General features: G+C 56.4%; 4 protein-coding genes. 1 reads left to right on the forward strand and 3 read right to left on the reverse strand.

The features are described 5' to 3' along the window. The 3 genes from VGE80_RS15125 to VGE80_RS15135 form a co-directional block, all read right to left on the reverse strand. Positions 1–729: acetate/propionate family kinase (locus tag VGE80_RS15125; protein ID WP_440593239.1), on the reverse strand; the 729-nt coding region annotated here is incomplete at its 3' end. Positions 730–758: 29 nt separating this feature from the next. Then, positions 759–1,490: a plasmid pRiA4b ORF-3 family protein gene (locus VGE80_RS15130; RefSeq protein WP_440593240.1), complete on the reverse strand. Its 732-nt coding sequence runs from the start codon at positions 1,488–1,490 to the stop codon at positions 759–761. A gap of 15 nt (positions 1,491–1,505) precedes the next feature. Continuing rightward, a complete protein-coding gene (locus VGE80_RS15135; protein ID WP_440593241.1) occupies positions 1,506–2,615 on the reverse strand; it encodes a HEAT repeat domain-containing protein in 1,110 nt (369 codons plus the stop codon). A gap of 186 nt (positions 2,616–2,801) precedes the next feature. Here VGE80_RS15135 and VGE80_RS15140 point away from each other — a divergent pair. Further along, on the forward strand, positions 2,802–3,169 hold a 368-nt coding region (locus VGE80_RS15140), incomplete at its 3' end, for an OB-fold nucleic acid binding domain-containing protein (RefSeq protein ID WP_440593242.1).

A 3,169-nucleotide genomic window follows, 5' to 3' on the forward strand; every position in this document is an offset into this window, starting at 1 on the left:
GCTGCGTGTCCCCATCACGAGCCCTTCAGAAGGAGTCAGTCCCATGCTGGTATCGACGCTTTTCCCGTTCTTCACCGCACATACACTGCACCCGTTCCCCAGGTGTGCTGTGACCACCTGACAGTCATTGGCGGGGCGTCCCAGACGCACAGCCGCTTCCCGGGAGACAAACTGATGACTGGTTCCATGGAAGCCGTATTTGCGGGCTTTGAATTCTTCGTACCACTGATAAGGGATCGCGTAATGAAAGGCCTTTGCGGGCATAGTCTGGTGAAAGGCCGTGTCGAAGACCGCAACATGCGGCAGATCAGGGAACAGATCCCTTGCGGTTTTGATGCCTTCCAGATGGGCGGGATTGTGCAGGGGTGCAAGTTCGGCACAGGCCCTGATCCGGGCGATGACTTCGTCGTCAATCAGGCACGGGTGGCTGAAGAATTCGCCGCCGTGAACAATGCGATGACCGATCGCTACCACCGACGACGGATGGACTCCGCCAGTCCAGCACAGCCCCACCAGGTCCCGCAGCGCGGCTCCGTGGTCCAGACCCGGTATCTCCTTTTCGATCGTGACATCCTGCAGAGTGAATCGGACTTTCGTCCCGATTTCACCAATCCGCTCGACAAGCCCCTTGGCCCTCAATACTCCGGTCGCTGCATCAAGCCATGCCAGCTTCAATGAAGAGCTGCCGCAATTGATGATCAGTACTTCGTGCCCACGGTCCACTTTCATGCGTTTGCCCGATTAAGCCGTTAAGAAAACTAATGAAATTCCGTTCGCAACCGGTGATTGATGTCTTCGATTTTCAACTCTCGGGAGATGTTCGTATGACCCAGGCGAGCTTTGAGTAATGCCTTCGCCTCAGACCGTATTTTGGAAGCTCCCTTGAGCGCGGCCTGCAGACTGAGCCAGACATGAATTCCGCCGGTATCTTCATGGGGACTGGCCCCTTCTCCGGAGATGCAGGAAGGCAACATGATTTCACCGGACGCCTGACTGCAGCCTTCGATCACGATGTCGTGAATCCAGTTGTCCTCAAAGTCATAGGTATACTGAAATGCGTTGTAGCCCGCCGAGTAGAACTGCGAGATTTCGACCCCTGCTTCATCGATGCCGGCCCCCTCCTCTTTCAAGGGGATTCGCGTGGACTGGACTTCGAAACCGTGCAGATGAGCATCTTGCCATCCCATGACGACCTGAATGATCTTGTGCAGAGATTCGAGAGAGATCGAACGGGTTTGGACGCGTCTCCAGATCTCGGGCCGGGCCCCCTTCAGTGAGATCTTGAGCGAGTAGACCTGCGAATCGTCATGCCGGGCCGGAGGAAGATTCATCAACAGTTGCACGGAGGGTGCGGGAGTTTTGGCCTGCCGAATGAAAGGGATCTCGACGGCGGCCTGCGCCTCGCTCAGCCGCGACCAGAACTTCATGGCAGCAACGACCGCGATGGCATCCTCCCTGACATGAGGACCGGACTTTTTGTTACCAGCCATGACGCGCTCCGTCGATTAGTTCCTGGAAGCAGCCGCTTTCAGGGAATTCAGCGCTCCCTCGGCGTCGACTCGAATCCGGATCTCGGGATGCTGCGAGGCCAATTGCTGAACCAGGGGCATCAGCGTTTCACGCTGTTCGTCATCGAATCGGGTCGCGAGATCGGTCACCGCCTTCAGGACATTCTTCTGAACCCGGAACTGGTCCCCAAACGGATCTGTGTTCAACGTGGAAGAAGCCGAGGAAGAGGATTCGCCAGAGGGGGATGGGAGTGTATTCGACTGTTCGGCAGGCTGTTTCACATCCCTCTGTGCGAGTGGTTCCGCCAGAGCGTCACGGAAGACTTTGAAGCCTTTTGTTGAACCACGACGGGCGAGGCCAATTGCGGCATTCACCGCCGTAAACCGATCAGGATTTTCAACCAGCACCTCCAGTTGCTGCGTCACTGCGGGGGAATTGAACAGCCCCAGCGTGAACGTCGAGGTCTGGCGAATGATCGGAGTCGATTCACCGGAAGTCCCAATCAGAGTCTGGACGATCTGGCTGTCGCCTAAAGGTTTACCGACTTCGTCCGCACGGCCGGCAATGTAAGCGAGCGAAACCAATGCACTTTTGCGTATATCTTCTTCCCTGTGCGGTTCCAGAGCGACCAGCAGTGCGGGTGCCACCGCGTCGACCGAGTCCATCATCCCTAACGCCCGCGTCAGGTACTCCTGAATGGCAACGGCTTCTTTCGCCGTCGAATTCTTGCGAAGTTCCAGCACAAGCTGGTCGGCCAGTGCCTGAGCGATTTCGCGGTTGCCTCTCAGTTGCTGCCCCTGCTCGCCGCGACGCGAATCCTGCTCCAGCACTTGAGCCAGCCCGAACATGGCACGGTTGCGAACATGCAGATTTTGACTTTGAAGCTCCTGAACCAGCTTTCTCCAGTCCTGCTCACCGACGGCAATCAGACCAAACATCCACCAGATGGCAACCACGCCCAGGACAATCAAAGCGGGGAAAATGAACAGTTGGACAATGAAACCTGCCGACGGGGGCTTTACCGGAGGCAAGTCGTCGGCCAGCGGCGGCCTGCTCTCAAACGAACGACTCGGCAAAGCAGCGGAATCCAGGTCAGTGTCCGTCATAACATTTCCGATGGTGAGCGGCGGCCGCCTCGGTTGCGGCGGGAAGACTGAAAGGTCAGCCGCATTATAATTTGAAGCACGCGAAAGTGTCAGGCTGTCAGGTTGGTTACTTGTGAGGTCTGACAGAGGGGCCTAGAATTCGAATCCCGCTCGATTGTCGCCCCCGCCCAGAATGGACCTTCCGTTATGTCTCGCCGGTTTGTAACTGATCTTAATGACGGCGAAATCGTGGACGAAGTCTATCTTGTGTCCGACAAGCAACTTCGAGCTAACCGTAACGCAGCCCTGTACTTGTCCGTCGATCTCCGTGACAAATCGGGGATGATCAATGGCCGGATGTGGAATGTCTCGGAAGATTCCTGTTCAGAAATTCAGACTGGTGCCTACGTTCGCGTGCGGGGAAAAGTCCAGCTCTTTCAGGGGATCCTGCAACTCATTCTGACTCACTGCGATCCCGTTTCTGCGAGCCTTGTCGATCCGGTGGACTTTGAAAAAATGTCCTCTGTGAAGGTCGAACAGCTGCTGGAACAGTTGCGGACGACGCTCTTAGGCTT

Source organism: Schlesneria sp. (genome assembly GCF_036405755.1).
Classification (GTDB): Bacteria; Planctomycetota; Planctomycetia; order Planctomycetales; family Planctomycetaceae; genus Schlesneria; species Schlesneria sphaerica.

Coding starts and splice junctions, on each gene's coding strand:
- VGE80_RS15135 (WP_440593241.1), bottom strand. CDS start 2,615: ATGACGGACACTGACCTGGATTCCGCTGCTTTGCCGAGTCGTTCGTTT.
- VGE80_RS15130 (WP_440593240.1), bottom strand. CDS start 1,490: ATGGCTGGTAACAAAAAGTCCGGTCCTCATGTCAGGGAGGATGCCATC.